Here is a 15,749-nt window from a genome sequence, read left to right on the forward strand (position 1 = left end):
GCGCACATGCTGTTTGCTTCCCTCACCTTTCTGATCGGCTTTCTGCCTGTCGCGCTGGCCGGTGCGATGCTGTCGGCCCGGTTTTTCGGCACCCGCGGCGCGGTCGGCTTTCTGTCGGCGGCGTCGTTTGTGTTCTACGGCTGGCACTACCCGCCCTATGTCGTGCTGCTGGCGGGGGCGATCGGGGTCAACTACCTGCTGGCCCGCCGCATCCACCGGCGCAAGAGCAAGGGCATGGCCACGATCGCGGTCGCGGTGAACCTGGGGCTTTTGGGTTGGTTCAAATACGCGGGCTTCATGGCCGAGATGGTGACGGCGATCAGCGGCGCGAATGTCGGCCTGCCCGCCATCGTGCTGCCGCTGGGCATCTCGTTCTTCACGTTCCAGCAGATCGCCTATCTTGTCGATATCTACCAGGGCAAGGCGCGGCCCGGCGCGCTGATGAACTATGTCTTCCTGATCAGCTTTTTCCCGCAGCTGATCGCCGGCCCCATCGTGCACCACCGCGAGGTCATCCCGCAACTGTCGCAGGACCGCTTTGCCCGGTTCCACGCCGAGGACGTGGCGGCGGGGCTTTTGTTGTTCTGCATCGGCCTGGCCAAGAAGGTGTTGCTGGCCGACAGCCTGGCGCAGGGCGCGGACGGGCTTTTCGCGGCGCAGGCGCTCGGCGTCGGGATCAGCGCCCTGGAAAGCTGGCTCGGGATGATCTGCTATACCTTCCAGATCTACTTCGACTTCTCGGGCTATTCGGACATGGCCCTGGGGCTCGGGCTGATCTTCGGGCTGAAGCTGCCCGAGAATTTTCGCTCGCCCTACAAGTCGCTCAACATCATTGATTTCTGGCGGCGTTGGAACATCACCCTGTCCACCTTTCTGCGCGACTACCTGTACCTTCCGCTGGGCGGTAACCAAAAGGGGCCGGTCCGGCGCTATGTGAACCTCTGGATCGTGATGCTGCTGGGCGGGTTGTGGCACGGCGCGGGGCTGCAATTCGTGGTCTGGGGCGCGCTGCACGGATTTTACCTGACGGTCAACCACATCTGGGTCCGCCATTCCGGCGTGGCTCTGCCTCGGGCGGCGGGCCTTGGGCTGACCTTTGTCTGCGTGGTGGTCGCCTGGGTGTTTTTCCGCGCCGGCGATTTTGCGCAGGCCTTCGCGATCCTGCGCGCGATGACCGGCGGATCCGCCCCTCCGCTTTTCGCGCTGGAGATATTCGCGGCGGCGGACCTGTTGATTGCCATCGTCCTGCTGTCCAGCCTGATCGTGTGGTTCGCGCCCAACTCCTATGACCTCGTCGACCGTTTCAACCGCGGCGCGCTGCCCCCGAGCAGAGCGACGGCCCTTGTCCAGACGGCGGGCGTGCTGGCTGCGGCGGCCATGTTCAAACTCTATGCGAGCGGCAGTTATGCTTTCATCTACTTCCAGTTTTGAGGCCGCCCGCAAAGGGCGTGGCGCCACGGCCATCGCAAGGCTCTTGCGGACATCGGTCATCGTGCTGCTGCTGCTCGGGCTGGCGTCGGAATGGCTGCTGCGCACGCAGGTCGATCCGCAAGACACGCTGCAAAGCCACCTGGCCCTGCTGGACCGCACCCAAAGCGACCGTGCCGCCTTTGGCGACAGTCACGTGGCCCGCGGGTTCGATGCGCAGCAAGGTTTCGTGAACCTCGCCTACCCCTCCGAGAATATCGAGGACATGATCGCCAAGGTGAACATGCTTCACCAGAGCCGCAGCTTTTCCCGCGTCATCGTGCAGGCCGATCCGCACCTCTTTGCCCCCTATCGCCTGAACGCCCAGACGAAAACCTACGCCACGAACGCCGGATCGCCCCACGGGCTGCGGATCATGATCCCCCGCTACCGCGCGCAGCTGGTCGCCTATTGGCAGGCCTTCATCGCGGGTGGCGGACAGCTTGAATCGCAGGTGCGGATGACCCAGGCCGGGTCGCTTTTGTCAGGCGGCGACCTGTCGCAAGACGGCCTCCGCCAGCGGCAGATGGACGCGCGCGCGCGGATGATCACCCATCGCCCGGCCGATCCGCCCCGGATCGCGGCGGCACAGCAGCGCTATTCCGATCTGCTGAACACCCTCATCGCCAGGGGCACGCGCGTCTGCCTGGTGTCCTTTCCGGTGTCGCAGGCCTATCGCACGGCCGCGTCTGCGGGCGGCGGACCGGGCGGTGACGCCCTGCATGCGGCGCTGATCCGTTATTTCGCGGCCGAAGCCAACCGAACCGGCGCACGCTATGTCGATGCGCGCGGGATGGTCACGCGCACCGCCCTTTTCCGGGATGTCGACCACCTGAACGCCGACGGCGCGGCGGCGTTTTCCCCGGCTCTTTTGCAACGGTGCTTTGGTGACACCCAAGGCTGACCCAAGGACCGCGACCTACCTCAGCCGTGGGTGCGCAGCCATTCCATCACAGCCGGGCGCACCGACATCTCGCCCCGGTCGCGCGCGTCGTTGATGACGTTGCGCACATCCTTGAGGTTGGACCGCCGCAGAAGGCTTTTTACCGGTCCGATGGACGCCGGGCGCATCGACAGCGACCGCAGACCGATCGCGGCAAGGCACAGCGCCTCGACCGGACGCCCCGCGTCCTCGCCGCAAAACGACAGCGGCGTCGCGGTCTGCGCGCAGCGCGCCACGATCTGCTCCAGAAAGCTCAGGAAACTGACGTTGAGCGTATCGTAGCGCCGCCGCACGCGCTCGTTTTCCCGGTCCGCGGCAAAGAAGAACTGCTTGAGGTCATTGCCCCCGATGGACAGGAATTCGACCTCTTCAAAAAATTTCTGCGGCGCATAGGCCAGGCTCGGCGTCTCGAGCATGGCGCCGACCTCGATCCGGGCGGGCAACACGTGGCCCAGACGGGCCTCGCGGGCCACGGTCTTGTCCACCTCGGCGCGCGCCTGCCGGTATTCCTCGAACTGGGCGACAAAGGGAAACATCACCGTCAGCGGACGCCCGTTCGCCGCGCGCATCAGCGCCTGCAACTGCATCCGCATCACGCCGGGCTTGTCCAATCCCACCCGGATCGCCCGCCAGCCCAGCGCCGGGTTCGGCTCGTCGTTGGGCTTCATGTAGGGCAACACCTTGTCCGATCCGATATCCAGCGTCCGGAACACCACCCGCTTGTCCTGTGCCGCATCCAGAACCCGCGCGTAAAGCGCCGCCAGTTCCGTTCGGCTTGGCATCTTGTTGCGCACAAGGAACTGCAGTTCGGTCCGGAACAGCCCCACACCTTCGGCCCCCGACCCCGCAAGCGACGGCAGGTCCGCCATCAGGCCGGCATTCATCTGCAGGCTGATCACCGATCCGCACAGGGTCTTGGCCGGCTTGTCGCGGATCGACGTGTAACGCTCCTGCGCGGCGGCCAGCATCGCGATCTTGTCGCGGAATGCGCTGCTTACGGTATCGTCGGGGCGCAGGTGCACAAGGCCCTGTTCACCATCGACCATGATATAATCGCCGTTGAGCGCTTCGTTCGTGATCCGGCCGGCATGCACCACCAGTGGAATGGCAAGCGCCCGCGCGACGATGGCCGCATGGCTGCCCACCGACCCTTCCTCGAGCACGATGCCGCGCAGGCTGCGGCCATATTCCAGCAGTTCGGCAGGCCCGATGTTGCGCGCCACGAGGATCGGATCGGGCGGCATTTCGGCGCCTGTATCGGCACCCTGCCCCGTCAGAATACGCAGCAGCCTGTTGCTGAGATCGTCCAGATCGCTCAGCCGTTCGCGCAGATAGCTGTCGCTGACCTGGCCCATCCGGGCGCGCGCCAGAGATTGTTCCTTCTCGACCGCCGCCTCGGCGCTGAGGCCGCGGCTGATGTCCTCCTCCATCCGGCGCATCCAGCCCTTGGAGTTCGCGAACATCCGGTACGCTTCGAGCACCTGCGTCTGTTCCTTGTCGGTACTGCCGGCCAGTTCCAGCATCTTGTCCACGCCCACACGCAATTGGTCGACCGCCTCGGTCAGGCGCTCCATCTCGCGGTTTGGATCGTCGGCAATGGGGTTGGTCACGACCACGCGCGGCTCATGCAGCCACACATGGCCTTCGGCGGCGCCTTCCTGCCCGACGGTGCCACGGATCAGGACGGGCTGCGAATGGCGCGCCGACATCGCCGCACCTTCGCCCACAAACGCGCCCAGTTCCGTCATCTCGGCCAGCACCATCGCCACAACCTCGAGCGCATAGACCTCGTCGGCGGAAAATTCGCGCGCCTGCTTCGACTGCACGACCAGAACGCCCAGCGCCTCGCCCAGCCGTTGCACCGGAACGCCCAGAAAGCTCGAGAATATTTCCTCGCCGGTTTCGGGCATGAACCGGAAACCGCGGGCCGAGGGCGCATCGGGCGTGTTGACCACGCGCCGCCACTTGGCCACGCGCCCCACGAGCCCCTCGCCCAGTTTCATGCGGGTCTGGTGCACCGCGTCGGGCTTGAGGCCTTCGGTCGCACAGAGTTCAAGCGTGTCGTCGTCGCGAAACAGATAGATCGAGCAGACCTCGCACCCCATGCTGTCGGCAATCAGGTGGGTGATCTTGTCCAGACGCGCCTGTCCCGCCAGGTCACTGGCCATGGCGTCGCGCAAACGCACCAGCAATTTGCGGGATTCGGTTTCAACTCGGTCTGCCATCGCCCGCCGGCTCCCCCCGTCAGCATGCGCAGGACCCTGATCGAAGGGTCTTAAGCGGCTTTTTCCAGCTCGAAGGCATCATGCAGGGCCTGCACGGCAAGTTCCATGTATTTCCGGTCTATCAGCACGGAAATCTTGATCTCCGATGTCGTAATGACCTTGATGTTGATGCCTTCACCCGACAACACCCGGAACATCTTGGCCGCGACACCGGTGTGGCTGCGCATCCCGATTCCCACGACGCTGACCTTGGCCACGTCCTTGTCGGCGATCAGGTCATGATAGTTGATCACGCCCTCGGCTTTCGACGCCTCCATCGCCTTTTGCGCGCGCAGCACCTGATCCACAGGGCACGACCACGTCATGTCGGTGCGGCCCTCTTCGGCGATGTTCTGCACGATCATATCGACGTTCACGCCCGCCTCGCTCAGCGCGGTAAAGATCGTCGCGGCGATGCCGGGGCGATCCGCGACCGATACCAGCGTCATCTTGGCCTCGTCGCGCGAAAACGCCACGCCGGCAACAACATTGCTTTCCATGATTTCCTCCTCGTCGCAAACCAGCGTCCCCGCCGTGTCGCTCTGTTCCTCGAAACTCGATAGCACCCGCAGCTTGACCTTGTAGCGCATCGCCAGCTCGACCGACCGCGTCTGCAGGACCTTGGCGCCCAGGCTCGCCAGTTCCAGCATCTCCTCGAATGCGATCCGATCCAGCTTGCGTGCCTTGGACGTGATCCGCGGATCGGTGGTATAGACCCCGTCCACATCCGTATAGATGTCGCACCGCTCCGCCTCGAAGGCGGCGGCAAATGCCACCGCGGTGGTATCGCTGCCGCCACGGCCCAGGGTGGTGATCCGCCCCTCCGGGCTGACGCCCTGAAAGCCCGCGACAACCGCAACCTGCATGCCTTGCGCGAACTTGGCGCGAATGTTTTCGGGCGGGATGTCTTCGATCCGGGCCGATGAATGTGCGCTCGTGGTCTTTACCGGCACCTGCCAGCCCTGCCAGCTTCGGGCCGGGATATCCATGCTCTGCAACGTCAGCGCCATCAGCCCGGCGGTCACGTTCTCGCCCGAGGACACCACGGCGTCATATTCACGCGCGTCATACATCGGCGACGTCTCGTCGACCCAGCCCACCAGCTCGTTGGTCTTGCCCGCCATCGCGCTGACGATGACGATGACATCATAGCCCTTGGACACCTCGACGCCCACGCGCTTGGCCGCGCGGCGAATACGGTCCGGCGTGGCCACCGACGTGCCACCGAATTTCATTACCAAAACAGGCATATCGCGCCCCTTGCGTTAATCGGGGCGGGTGTACGCGCTGCGCGGCACGCAGGCAAGACGCAGTTTCAGCCGGTCGGGTGCAAAGATACCCGCCCAAGCGCGGGTAGGCGCAAACGCCGGAGGCGATTGCAAAACATCGCGTGGCGGCCCCGGCCGCCTCCAGCCGTGAAAGCGCGCCTCAGAACGGATGCGCGCGCCCGTCCCAGGTTTCGAAGCACCCGGTCGATCCCAGGTCCAGCGCGTCGAACCGCGCCACGAGGCCCGCAACCGATTGGTCCACCGTGATGTCCGCCGCGCCGCCGCCCATGTCCGTCTGCACCCAGCCGGGGTGGTAAATGCCCACCGCGATTCCCTCGGGCTCGAGATCCATCGCCAGATTGCGCCCCAGGTTGATCGCCGCCGCCTTGCTCGCGCGGTAGACATAGCTGCCGCCCGGCGCGCGCTGCGACGATCCCATCTGCGAGGCGATGATCGCGATCCGCGCGCCATTGGCCCGCCGCAGGTGCGGCAGCAGCGCCTGCACCGCCAGGAAAACGCCCGTGACATTGGTGGCGAATCCCTGCGCCCACATATCCGCGCCATAGCCGCTCTCCACCGTCTGGCCCTTGTCGGCATAGACGCCGGCGTTGCAGATCAGCAGATCCACCGCTCGATCGCCCAGCGTCTCGGCGAGGGCTGCATGATCGGCCGGATGCGTGACGTCCATCTGCACCCCGACAGACGGTGACCGGCTGGTGCCCACCACATCCTGCCCGCGGTCGCGATACGCCCGGGCAAGCCCCGCGCCGATGCCGCGGCTGGCGCCGGTGATAACGATTGTCATGGGTCAGTTCGCCTTTCGATTGGGTAGAAACGGAAGCGGCGCGACAGGAATCCCCTCCTCCACCAGCGCCTTTGCCTCGGCCAGGTTCGCCTCGCCATAGATGGGCCGCTCGGGCGCCGTGCCCAGATGCATCGCACGGGCCTCGCGCGCGAAATCGCCACCGACGTAGTCCGAATTCGCCTCGACCTGGCGTCGCAGGGCGGCCAGCGCCTTCTGGCGCGCGTCGGGTTTGCCGCGCAGCGGTCCATCGGCCTGTGCGGTGCCCTGACGGTCCGGTTCGGCGGCCCGCGGCGCGGCGCGCGCGCCATCCGCGTGCGGCCGCGCCGCGGCCACACGCGGCGCCATCACCGCCTTGCTGACCTGTGTGCTGCCGCATTCCACACAGGCGACATGCCCCGCGCCCGACAGCGCATCGTACGCCGCCGCCGACTGGAACCAGCTTTCAAAGCTGTGGCCTTCCTTGCATTTCAACGCATAGTGGATCATGGCGGACTTGATACCTGATGCTGTGGTCTGTCTGTCCTGAGATGGGATGCGCCGAGGGTCGCGTCAAGCGCGATCATGCGCGAACGCGCGGATCGAAGTCGCGCAGGATGCGGGACAGTTCTGGCTCGTCCACCAGCTTTGCCGCGCGCTTGCGCGACATCCACTTGCGCTTGCGCTGGGACTTTTCGGGGTAATTGCGCGCCAGGTCGCGCACCTCGACCGGATAGACCATCGCAAGGCAGGGCAGCGCCGCCAGACCGTCGATCTGCTTGCTGTAGGAATACACCCCAAGGCAGCGCCCGTCGCACCGCCCCCTGACACCGCCCTCCTCCCAGGCTTCGATCTCGGCCATCGCGGCGGGGGTCTTGCCATGCATCGGCCAGCCCTTGGGCACGATCCAGCGCCCCGCCCCGCGTGACGTGACCAGCAGCACCTGTACCTTGCCGTTGCGCACCCGGTAGCATAAGGCGGCGATCTGCGTGCGCACATCGCCCTTTTGCGCCGCGGGCAGGGTCACGGGAAGTTGCTTGATCATCGGCGCGGCCACTTTGCTTGATCCATCCGTCATTGGGTCATTTAGGCCCAGCCGAGGCCGGAATCATAGCGATTTCGTCCGCCGTCCGCTTGTCGCTTGCGCTGTGTTGCGGCCTGTCGGATAGTGCGCGCGATGCGCGTCTTGTCTTGTCTCCGGGCCATTTTGGTCAGCCTTGCCGCGGTGTGCGCCACACCGGTGCCTGCGCGCGCACAGGCACAGGATCCCGTCACGGTCTTTGCCGCCGCCAGCCTGCGCGGCGCGCTGGATGACATCGCCAGAACCTACCCCGCACCGGTCGTCGTGTCCTATGGCGGATCGGGCACGATGGCGCGACAGATCGCCCTGGGTGCCCCTGCGGATCTGGTGATCCTGGCCAGCCCCGACTGGATGGACTGGCTGCGCGATCAGGGCGCGTTGGCGGATCGCAAGCGGGTGGACCTGCTGCGCAACCGGCTTGTGCTGATCGGCCCCGCAGGCGCGCGCCCGCTGCCCAACCCCGATGCCGCCGCCCTGCTTGATGCCTTGCAGGGGGGCCGGTTGGCGATGGGTCAGCGCGCCGCCGTGCCCGCGGGCATCTACGCCCGCGCCTGGCTTGCGGGTATCGGCGCATGGGACGCGCTGGCGCCACATCTTGCGGAAACCGACAACGTGCGCGCGGCGCTGGCGCTTGTCGCGCGGGGCGAGGCCACCCTGGGCGTGGTCTATGCCACCGACGCCGCCGCCGACACCTCCGTGGATGTGCTTTGGACGGTGCCCGAGGACCGGCATCCGCCCATCGTCTATCCCGCCGCCGCGCTGAGCGATGCCGGGGATGCCTTCCTGCGCCATCTTGGCATGACGGATGCGCGCGATACCTTCGAACAGCATGGGTTCCTGCCGATCGAGCCCGCGCGATGACACTGGACGCGGCAAGCTGGGATGCGCTGACGCTGTCGCTTTGGGTGTCGGTCTGGGCGACGGTCCTGGCGGTGCCGCTGGCGCTCTGGATCGCGTGGCTGCTGGCGCGGCGCGACTTCTGGGGCAAATCGGCGCTCAATGCCCTTGTCCATCTGCCGCTGGTGCTGCCGCCGGTTGTCACCGGCTATCTGCTGCTGCTGAGCTTTGGGCGCACCGGCCCGATCGGCAGGCTGCTGGAACAGACCTTCGGCCTCGTGCTGTCGTTTCGCTGGACCGGGGCGGTGCTGGCGGCGCTTGTCATGGGCTTTCCGCTGATGGTCCGCGCCATGCGGCTGGCCATCGAAGCGGTGGACCCCAGGCTTGAGGATGCCGCCGCCACGCTGGGCGCGCCCCGCTGGGCGGTCTTTGCCCGCGTGACACTGCCGCTGATCGCCCCCGGCGTGCTGGCCGGGGCGGTCATGGGTTTTGCCAAGGCGATGGGGGAATTCGGCGCGACCATCACCTTTGTCGCCAATATCCCCGGCCAGACCCAGACCCTGCCCAGTGCGATCTATACCTTCCTGCAAATCCCCGGCGGCGAGGCGCAGGCGATCGCGCTGGTGCTTTGGGCCTGTGTCGTGGCCCTTGGCGCGGTCGTCATGTCCGAATGGCTGGCAAGGCGGGTCGCACGGCGGATCGCCGGATCATGACGCTGTCTGTCCACCTGCGCCACCGCCATGGCGATTTCACGCTGGACGTCGCGTTTGACAGCGGGCCGGGGATAACCGCGCTCTTTGGCCGCTCGGGCGCGGGAAAGACAAGTGTCATCAATGCCGTGTCAGGGCTTCTTCACCCCGACGAAGGCCGGGTCGCCGTGGATGGCGACACGCTTTTGGATACGGCCCGCGGCATCGACCTGCCGCCGCACCGGCGCCGCCTGGGCTATGTGTTTCAGGACGCGCGGCTGTTTCCGCATCTCGACGTCGCACGGAACCTCGACTTCGGTGCGCGCTATGCCCCGCCTGGGGCCAAGGGGCCCGCGCGCGGCGACGTGATCGACCTTCTGGGCCTATCCGGCCTGATGGCGCGCGCGCCCGCAACCCTGTCGGGGGGCGAAAAGCAGCGGGTCGCGATCGGTCGCGCGCTGCTCAGCCGTCCGGCGATGTTGCTGATGGACGAGCCGCTGGCGAGCCTGGATGCGCCGCGCAAGCAAGACATCCTGCCGTATCTCGAACGGCTGCGCGACGGGCCGCTTGGCCTGCCGATCCTTTATGTCAGCCATGCGCTGGACGAGGTCGCGCGCCTGGCCGATCACCTCGTGGTGATCCAAGAGGGCCGGATGCGGATGCAAGGCCTGCTCTACGATGTGCTGAGCGACCCGGCCGCGGTGCCCTTGCTGGGCGTGCGCGAAGCCGGTGCCGTGATTGCCGCCACCGTCGTCGCCCATGCGGACGACGGCCTCAGCACGCTGTCGATCAGTGCCGGACACCTGGAACTGCCCGGTGTGCAGGCAGCACCGGGCACGCGGCTGCGGCTACGGATCCTGGCGCAGGATGTGATCCTTTCGCGCGACCGGCCGGCGGGGCTGTCGTCGCGCAACATCCTGCCGGTCGCCATCGCCGCGATCCACTCCGGCGATGGCCCCGGGGCCGCGATCGCGCTGCGCGCCGGATCGGACCGGTTGCTGGCGCGGGTCACGTCGCGCGCGGTGACGGACCTGGGGCTGCGCGTCGGGATGGAGTGTTTCGCGATCTTCAAGGCAACCACCGTCGCGCCCGGCAGCATCGGGCGCTAGACCAGCGCCCCGCTGCGCGGCAGGCGCAACCGCAGCCGTGCGATCAGGTCCTCGACCGGCACATCGGCATCGATTGCCAGCTTGCGCAACCCGAAATGGACATGCGCCATGTCCTGATAATAGCTGGTATAGGCGTAATTCGTGGCCGCCCCCGCAACCGCACCCAGGACCGGAATGGTCTGAGTGGCGAGCTTCTGGCCCAGCACGGTCGCCAGCCGGGGGGCCACGCGCGCGATAATCCCGTGCACCGCCCGACCGCTCAGCGCCATGCGGGCCGACAGGAACCCCAGGTCGGCACCATCGTCCGACGACAGCGGCCCGGCGGCGGAAAACACCTGCACGCAGTCGAACTGCACGTTCTGCGCGGAAGGGTCGAAGCCATGCTCGACCGCGACGCCCTGAATGATCCTGAGCAACAGCGTCGTGGTCACGGGCAATTCCGCCAAAGCGGTCGGCAAGCCCCCCATGCCGCCCGCCGCGCCCATCGCGGTGCCAACGGCGGTGTTGAGCCAGCTTTTCTGATCCGGCACCACGGACCGGCTGGAATGCGCCGCGCGCATCGCCTGGCCCAGCGCCTTGACGGTCGCGTCCTGCAGGCCGTCGCGCACGCGGGTCGGCAACCGGTCGATCAGGCTGTCGGCGCGTCCGCCGATCAGGTTCAAAAGGTCGATCCCGACCCCGCCCGCCTGTGCGTAGCGCGCCGCGATATCATCCAGTGTGGCGTCCACGTCCACGGGTGTCGCGATCTCAAGCTCGTGCATGTCGTTCCCCTTGCCGGCGCTGCTGCATTAAGTGGGCACAGCACGACGGAAATCAATGCGCCGGCGTGCCGTCCGGCAAGGCGGCGGCGGACCAGCGCGTGACCGCGCCGCGCACCCCGTCCCAGCCGCCGGGCACCAGCGGCTGCCCCAAGACCCTGTCGGGATTTGTCGGCGGCGGCATCTCGATCTCGTTCAGGCGCACAAATCCAAAGCGCGCATAGTAAGGCGCATCGCCCACCAGCATGACCCGGTGCCAGCCCCGCTGCCCGGCGATCCGCAACGACTCGCGGATCAGCGTGGCGGCCAGCCCTTCACCCTGCCGCGTAGGGTGCACCGCCACCGGACCGAGCAGCAGCACGGCATGTCCGTCCACCTCCACCGGCCAATAGCGGATGGCCCCGGCCAGAATTCCCGCGGGATCGCGGGCGACAAGGCTCAGCGCGGCCACCGGGCGGATCCCCTCGCGCAGCCGGTAGGACGACAGCGCCTCGCGACCGGGCGCAAAGCACAGATCATAGAGCGCCTCGACCTCCCAATGGTCGGCCTGCGTTTCCGTGATAACATCGTACATTCTGGAATTCTAATCCGGATCAAGGCGGCCGGTCGCTGGGGCAATCGGGGTTTCGGGTGGCAATGCGCCTAGCATGACGCTACATCCGGAGCAATTCAACAGGAGCCCACACGCATATGTTCTATCGCCCCGAAGACGGCCATGGCCTGCCCCACAACCCTTTCAACGCCATCGTGACGCCCCGCCCCATCGGCTGGATTTCATCGCGCGACGCGCAGGGCCGCAACAATCTGGCCCCGTATTCGTTCTTCAATGGCGTGGCCTATACGCCGCCGCAGGTCATGTTTGCCTCGACCGGGGTCAAGGGCGATCAGGACAACACCAAGGACAGCGTCGCCAACATCCGCGAAACCGGCGTGTTCTGCGTCAACATCGTGGAATATGCCGCACGCGATGCGATGAATGCCTCCTCTGCCACGTTGCCCAAGGATGTGGATGAATTCGCCCACGCGGGTCTGACCCCGGCGGAATGCGAAGCGATCGATTGCGCGCGCATCGACGGCGCGCCCGCATCGCTGGAATGCAGGATGACCCAGATCGTCAAGATCGAAGGCGACAGCAACTTCGTCGTCTTCGGCGAGGTGGTGGGCGTGCACATGCGCGACGACACGATCGTGGACGGGCGCTTTGACATTCGCACGTTCAAGCCCCTGTCGCGGCTTGGCTACCGGGACTACACCCATGTGACCGAGTTGTTCGAACTGATCCGCCCCGACGACTGACGCGATGATGCGCGCGCAGGCGTCGCGCCCGCGTTCGCGTTTGCGTTTGATCCCGGTCAAGGCGGTCGGCGCGCGTGCCTGCCAGCGTGGTCGGCATGAAACCAATAGGTCTGTTCCTTGGTTATCTGGCCGTCGTGGCGGCTCCGCTGGCGCTGGCCTGGGCGTCAGGCACGCCCGCGCGCGGCTTTCGCGACGAAGTGGCCAGCGGTCTGGGGCTGCTGGCCTTTGCCATGATCCTTGCCGAATTCGTGCTGTCGGGGCGTTTCAGGTCGGTGTCGGGCGGCATCGGGCTGGATGCGACAATCCGCTTTCACCAGCTGATGGCGCGCGCGGCGCTGGCGGCGGCGCTGCTGCATCCGTTTGCCTACGGCGCGCCCTATGCCCCCGCGATCGCAGGGGATATCACCCGCCAGCACACGCTGACCGCCGATTTCAGCCTGCTTGCCACCGGGGTCGTCGCGTTCCTGCTGCTGCCCACCTTCGTGCTGGGGGCCATCGTGCATCGCCACCTGCCCTATACCTACGAGGCCTGGCGGTGGATGCATGGACTGGGTGCGCTGCTGATCGCGGGGCTGCTGCTGCATCACAGCGTCTATGCGGGGCGCTATAGCGGACAACCGGCGCTGATGGGCCTATGGGTCGCGCTTGTCGCCGTCGCGGGCGCATCGCTGGCCGTGGTCTATATCGTCAAGCCACTGGCGCAGTTGCGCCGACCGTGGCGCGTGACCGAAATCAATGCCGAAACGCCCAGCCAATGGCGCGTGCGCATCGCACCCGACGGACATGATGGCCTGCGCTACCGCGCAGGGCAGTTCGTCTGGCTCAACCTCGGCCACTCGCCGTTTTCCTTGGCCGAACATCCCTTTTCCATCAGTTCGGCCCCGAATGGCGGCAGCCCCGAGCTTGAATTCCTGATCAAGGAGCTGGGTGATTTCACCTCGCGCATCGGCAGCGTCCCGGTGGGCGCGCGGGCCTATCTGGACGGTCCGCACGGAACCCTGACGCTGGACCGGGGCGTGGGCGTCGGGCTGATCGCGGGCGGCGTGGGGATTGCACCGCTGATGGGCATTCTGCGCGACCTGCACGCGCGCGACGATCCGCGTCCCGTGACCTTGATCTATGGCAACCGCACCACCGAAAAGATCGCGTACAGGCAGGAATTGGACAGGCTGGCCGCGGCCGGGCACGTCACCGTCCTGCATGTCCTGTCAGAGCCACCCCCGCGCTGGGATGGCGCGACGGGATTGGTCGACGCGGCGCTGCTCAGGCAGGCCTTCGATCCCGCTGCGCTTGCCACGTGGGATTTCGTGATCTGCGGCCCGCCCCCCATGATGACGGGCGTGCAACACGCCCTGATGGCGCGCGGCGTCACGTCAGACCGAATCAGATGCGAAAGGTTCCAATATGACTGACCCCTTTGCGCGCATGACAAAAGGCGAGAGAGTGCGCGCCGCGGCCTGGTCCGCGGGCCTTCTGCTCACCCTTTGCGTGATCGCATTCGCGCTGCGCTGAGGGGGCCTAGTGCCCGCCGCCCAGCACCCCGGTGCGCACCTGGTAGTTGACCGCCAGCGCGTAATCGGGGTCATCGTCGCTGTCGACCATGAGGTGCCCCGCCTTGGTCAGCAGGCGGTGGCAGTCGCGGCTCAGGTGGCGCAACTGGATCCGCTTGCCCAGGTCCTCGTACTTGCCCGCCACCGTCTCGATCGCCTGGAGCGCGGATTGGTCAACCACCCGGCTGTCGGCGAAATCGACGATCACCTCGCTGGGGTCGCCCGCCACGTCGAACATCTCGAGGAAGCCGTCACTGGAGCCGAAGAACAGCGGCCCCTGAACCTGGTAGACGCGCGCGCCCTCGGGCGTGATGTAGGTCTTGGCGTGGATCCGGCGCGCGTTGTTCCACGCATAGGCCAGCGCGCTGACGATCACACCGACGACCACGGCCATCGCCAGATCGGCATAGACGGTCACGACCGTGACCAGAAGGATCACGAAGGCATCCGTCAGCGGCACCTTGCGCAGGATCGTCAGGCTGTTCCACGCGAAGGTGCCGATCACGACCATGAACATCACCCCTACCAACGCCGCCAGCGGGATGAGTTCGATGATGCCCGAGGCGAACAGGATGAACAGCAGCAGGAACACCGCCGCCGCGATGCCCGCCACCCGCGTGCGCCCGCCCGATTTCACGTTGATCATCGACTGTCCGATCATCGCGCAGCCACCCATGCCGCCGAAAAAGCCGGTGACGGTGTTGGCGACGCCCTGCGCGATGCATTCCTGGCTGGCGCCGCCGCGCTTGCCGGTGATGTCGCCCACAAGGCTCAGTGTCAGCAGGCTTTCGATCAGGCCGATCGCGGCGAGGATGATGGAATAGGGCAGGATGATCTGGAATGTCTCCCAGGTCAGGGGCACCATGGGGATGTGCCAGTCGGGCAGACCGCCCTTGATCGACGCCAGATCGCCCACGCGCGGCACATCGAGCCCGAAGACGATCACGATCGCCGCCACGATGCCGATGCCCGCCAACGGCGCGGGCACGATGCGCGTGATCCGCGGCGTGACCCAGATGATCGCCATCGTCAGCGCCACCAGCGCCAGCATCAACGCCAGCGGCCCGCCGGACAGCCATTCACCGCCGCCCATGCCGTGCCCGGTATTCTGGATCGTGCCGGGCACCTTGAACTGGCTCATCTGCGCCAGGAAAATCACGATGGCCAGACCGTTGACAAAACCCAGCATCACCGGATGCGGCACCAGCCGCATGAACTTGCCCCACTGCATGACGCCCGCGAAGATCTGCAACAGCCCCATCAGAACAACCGTGGCGAACAGATATTCCACGCCGTGTTCCGCCACCAGCGCCACCATCACGACCGCCAGCGCGCCCGTCGCGCCCGAAATCATGCCGGGCCGCCCGCCAATGAGCGCAGTGATCAACCCCACGATGAAGGCCGCATAAAGCCCCACCAGCGGATTCACCCCCGCGACAAAGGCAAAGGCCACGGCCTCGGGCACCAGCGCCAGCGCGACCGTGAGGCCCGACAAAAGCTCGATCCGCATGCGCGCCAGGCTGAATCCGTCGTCTTGCAGCCAGCGCAGATCGGTGACGTTCAGATTTTTGGTGAAGCTGGTGAAGCTGGTGCGAAGCATATCTTGTCCCGATCGATCAGATGAGAAACCGGCACGCGCGGTCGCGGGTCGGTCGGTTGTCGCGTCCCTAGACCGTTTTTGCCCCAAGCGAAACCCGCCTGCGGTC

General features: G+C 66.4%; 15 protein-coding genes. 7 read left to right on the forward strand and 8 right to left on the reverse strand.

What is annotated here, in order from left to right:
- The first annotated feature begins 6 nt into the window (after nucleotides 1-6).
- Nucleotides 7-1,431, forward strand: a complete 1,425-nt coding sequence (locus tag FDT80_RS06410; RefSeq protein WP_138661359.1) for an MBOAT family O-acyltransferase — start codon at nucleotides 7-9, stop codon at nucleotides 1,429-1,431.
- The gene (locus FDT80_RS06415) at nucleotides 1,406-2,371 is read left to right on the forward strand and encodes a hypothetical protein (protein WP_138661360.1); all 966 of its coding nucleotides are present in this window, start codon (nucleotides 1,406-1,408) and stop codon (nucleotides 2,369-2,371) included. Before FDT80_RS06410 ends, FDT80_RS06415 begins: the two co-directional genes overlap by 26 nt.
- Before the next feature lie 20 nt (nucleotides 2,372-2,391).
- Here the strand turns inward: FDT80_RS06415 and ptsP are convergent, their stop codons facing one another.
- From ptsP to FDT80_RS06440, 5 genes are all read right to left on the reverse strand, one after another.
- Nucleotides 2,392-4,635, reverse strand: a complete 2,244-nt coding sequence (gene ptsP, locus FDT80_RS06420; protein ID WP_138661361.1) for a phosphoenolpyruvate--protein phosphotransferase — start codon at nucleotides 4,633-4,635, stop codon at nucleotides 2,392-2,394.
- Between the two features lie 50 nt (nucleotides 4,636-4,685).
- Nucleotides 4,686-5,924, reverse strand: a complete 1,239-nt coding sequence (locus tag FDT80_RS06425; RefSeq protein ID WP_138661362.1) for an aspartate kinase — start codon at nucleotides 5,922-5,924, stop codon at nucleotides 4,686-4,688.
- A gap of 178 nt (nucleotides 5,925-6,102) precedes the next feature.
- Nucleotides 6,103-6,747: an SDR family oxidoreductase gene (locus tag FDT80_RS06430; RefSeq protein ID WP_138661363.1), complete on the reverse strand. Its 645-nt coding sequence runs from the start codon at nucleotides 6,745-6,747 to the stop codon at nucleotides 6,103-6,105.
- A gap of 3 nt (nucleotides 6,748-6,750) precedes the next feature.
- Complete coding sequence (locus FDT80_RS06435) at nucleotides 6,751-7,233, reverse strand: DUF1178 family protein (protein ID WP_138661364.1); 483 nt, start codon at nucleotides 7,231-7,233, stop codon at nucleotides 6,751-6,753.
- Nucleotides 7,234-7,306: 73 nt separating this feature from the next.
- The gene (locus FDT80_RS06440; protein WP_138661808.1) at nucleotides 7,307-7,768 is read right to left on the reverse strand and encodes an NUDIX hydrolase; all 462 of its coding nucleotides are present in this window, start codon (nucleotides 7,766-7,768) and stop codon (nucleotides 7,307-7,309) included.
- A gap of 132 nt (nucleotides 7,769-7,900) precedes the next feature.
- Between FDT80_RS06440 and modA the strand changes: the two genes are divergently transcribed.
- Genes modA through modC form a run of 3 tightly spaced genes read left to right on the forward strand, consistent with a single transcriptional unit; the run spans nucleotide 7,901 to nucleotide 10,439 of the window.
- Nucleotides 7,901-8,665 (forward strand): molybdate ABC transporter substrate-binding protein, encoded by a 765-nt coding sequence (gene modA, locus FDT80_RS06445; protein WP_138661365.1) that lies wholly within the window; start codon nucleotides 7,901-7,903, stop codon nucleotides 8,663-8,665.
- Nucleotides 8,662-9,354, forward strand: a complete 693-nt coding sequence (modB, locus tag FDT80_RS06450; protein ID WP_138661366.1) for a molybdate ABC transporter permease subunit — start codon at nucleotides 8,662-8,664, stop codon at nucleotides 9,352-9,354. The genes modA and modB overlap by 4 nt, the downstream gene beginning before the upstream one ends.
- Entirely contained in the window at nucleotides 9,351-10,439 is a 1,089-nt protein-coding gene (gene modC / locus FDT80_RS06455; protein ID WP_138661367.1) for a molybdenum ABC transporter ATP-binding protein, read from the forward strand. Before modB ends, modC begins: the two co-directional genes overlap by 4 nt.
- Here the strand turns inward: modC and FDT80_RS06460 are convergent.
- Nucleotides 10,436-11,200, reverse strand: a complete 765-nt coding sequence (locus FDT80_RS06460; protein ID WP_138661368.1) for an EcsC family protein — start codon at nucleotides 11,198-11,200, stop codon at nucleotides 10,436-10,438. The two genes, modC and FDT80_RS06460, sit on opposite strands and share 4 nt — an antisense overlap.
- 52 nt (nucleotides 11,201-11,252) lie before the next feature.
- A complete protein-coding gene (locus tag FDT80_RS06465; protein ID WP_138661369.1) occupies nucleotides 11,253-11,771 on the reverse strand; it encodes a GNAT family N-acetyltransferase in 519 nt (172 codons plus the stop codon).
- A gap of 116 nt (nucleotides 11,772-11,887) precedes the next feature.
- Between FDT80_RS06465 and FDT80_RS06470 the strand changes: the two genes are divergently transcribed.
- Both FDT80_RS06470 and FDT80_RS06475 read left to right on the forward strand, forming a co-directional pair.
- Nucleotides 11,888-12,493, forward strand: coding sequence for a flavin reductase family protein (locus FDT80_RS06470; protein WP_138661370.1), 606 nt, complete (start codon nucleotides 11,888-11,890; stop codon nucleotides 12,491-12,493).
- A gap of 95 nt (nucleotides 12,494-12,588) precedes the next feature.
- Nucleotides 12,589-13,905, forward strand: coding sequence for a ferredoxin reductase family protein (locus tag FDT80_RS06475; protein ID WP_138661371.1), 1,317 nt, complete (start codon nucleotides 12,589-12,591; stop codon nucleotides 13,903-13,905).
- A gap of 106 nt (nucleotides 13,906-14,011) precedes the next feature.
- Here FDT80_RS06475 and FDT80_RS06480 read toward each other — a convergent pair whose 3' ends face one another.
- The gene (locus FDT80_RS06480; RefSeq protein ID WP_138661372.1) at nucleotides 14,012-15,643 is read right to left on the reverse strand and encodes a SulP family inorganic anion transporter; all 1,632 of its coding nucleotides are present in this window, start codon (nucleotides 15,641-15,643) and stop codon (nucleotides 14,012-14,014) included.
- Nucleotides 15,644-15,749 lie beyond the last annotated feature (106 nt).

The organism is Sulfitobacter sabulilitoris, assembly GCF_005887615.1.
Lineage (GTDB): Bacteria > Pseudomonadota > Alphaproteobacteria > Rhodobacterales > Rhodobacteraceae > Sulfitobacter_E > Sulfitobacter_E sabulilitoris.

What these genes read in the sequence shown, in the direction of transcription:
- FDT80_RS06465 (WP_138661369.1), bottom strand. Translation starts at nt 11,771, where the DNA reads ATGTACGATGTTATCACGGAAACGCAGGCCGACCATTGGGAGGTCGAG.
- modA (WP_138661365.1), top strand. Translation starts at nt 7,901, where the DNA reads ATGCGCGTCTTGTCTTGTCTCCGGGCCATTTTGGTCAGCCTTGCCGCG.
- FDT80_RS06440 (WP_138661808.1), bottom strand. Translation starts at nt 7,768, where the DNA reads ATGATCAAGCAACTTCCCGTGACCCTGCCCGCGGCGCAAAAGGGCGAT.
- FDT80_RS06470 (WP_138661370.1), top strand. Translation starts at nt 11,888, where the DNA reads ATGTTCTATCGCCCCGAAGACGGCCATGGCCTGCCCCACAACCCTTTC.
- modB (WP_138661366.1), top strand. Translation starts at nt 8,662, where the DNA reads ATGACACTGGACGCGGCAAGCTGGGATGCGCTGACGCTGTCGCTTTGG.
- FDT80_RS06415 (WP_138661360.1), top strand. Translation starts at nt 1,406, where the DNA reads ATGCTTTCATCTACTTCCAGTTTTGAGGCCGCCCGCAAAGGGCGTGGC.
- FDT80_RS06435 (WP_138661364.1), bottom strand. Translation starts at nt 7,233, where the DNA reads ATGATCCACTATGCGTTGAAATGCAAGGAAGGCCACAGCTTTGAAAGC.
- FDT80_RS06475 (WP_138661371.1), top strand. Translation starts at nt 12,589, where the DNA reads ATGAAACCAATAGGTCTGTTCCTTGGTTATCTGGCCGTCGTGGCGGCT.
- modC (WP_138661367.1), top strand. Translation starts at nt 9,351, where the DNA reads ATGACGCTGTCTGTCCACCTGCGCCACCGCCATGGCGATTTCACGCTG.
- FDT80_RS06480 (WP_138661372.1), bottom strand. Translation starts at nt 15,643, where the DNA reads ATGCTTCGCACCAGCTTCACCAGCTTCACCAAAAATCTGAACGTCACC.
- FDT80_RS06460 (WP_138661368.1), bottom strand. Translation starts at nt 11,200, where the DNA reads ATGCACGAGCTTGAGATCGCGACACCCGTGGACGTGGACGCCACACTG.
- ptsP (WP_138661361.1), bottom strand. Translation starts at nt 4,635, where the DNA reads ATGGCAGACCGAGTTGAAACCGAATCCCGCAAATTGCTGGTGCGTTTG.
- FDT80_RS06425 (WP_138661362.1), bottom strand. Translation starts at nt 5,924, where the DNA reads ATGCCTGTTTTGGTAATGAAATTCGGTGGCACGTCGGTGGCCACGCCG.
- FDT80_RS06410 (WP_138661359.1), top strand. Translation starts at nt 7, where the DNA reads ATGCTGTTTGCTTCCCTCACCTTTCTGATCGGCTTTCTGCCTGTCGCG.
- FDT80_RS06430 (WP_138661363.1), bottom strand. Translation starts at nt 6,747, where the DNA reads ATGACAATCGTTATCACCGGCGCCAGCCGCGGCATCGGCGCGGGGCTT.